Here is a 437-nt window from a genome sequence, read left to right on the forward strand (position 1 = left end):
CCTTTAAGATTAACAGCTCTATTTTTAGTAAAAAAACCTCCTTTAAAAGTTAGTGATGATTCTTTATTTAAAATTGCAACAGATCCATCAGGAAGAGATTTTGTAAGTATATTGTTTGCCGATTGAACATTTACATTACTTGCAATTGTGTTTAAATACACAAACCAACCCAAACCACAAACTACCGTAATGATGGCGGCAATGCGGAAAAACTTCAAAAACCCATTGCTTTTATTCTGCTGAATTAAACGTATATTTAATCGCTCTAATGCTTCATACTCGTTAATACTTTCATCATGCTGAAGTTTACTTTTCTCCAGAATAGTTTGTAAATCCTCAAAATATTTTTGATTTAAAGGATGCTCGTTTACCCACTTATCTACCTCAAAACGCTCCATTTCCGAAGCCTCATTTAGCAAATATTTGGCGAGTAAATC

Annotated in this window: 1 protein-coding gene; it reads right to left on the reverse strand. The window is 32.7% G+C overall.

Translation table 11 applies throughout. The features are described from left to right. Window positions 1–398 (reverse strand): hypothetical protein (locus tag FHK88_RS12290; protein ID WP_264480680.1); only part of this gene is annotated, 398 nt, incomplete at its 3' end. Between the last annotated feature and the right edge of the window lie 39 nt (window positions 399–437).

The sequence above is a fragment of the Psychrobacter sp. I-STPA6b genome (assembly GCF_020662265.1).
Classification (GTDB): Bacteria; Pseudomonadota; Gammaproteobacteria; order Pseudomonadales; family Moraxellaceae; genus Psychrobacter.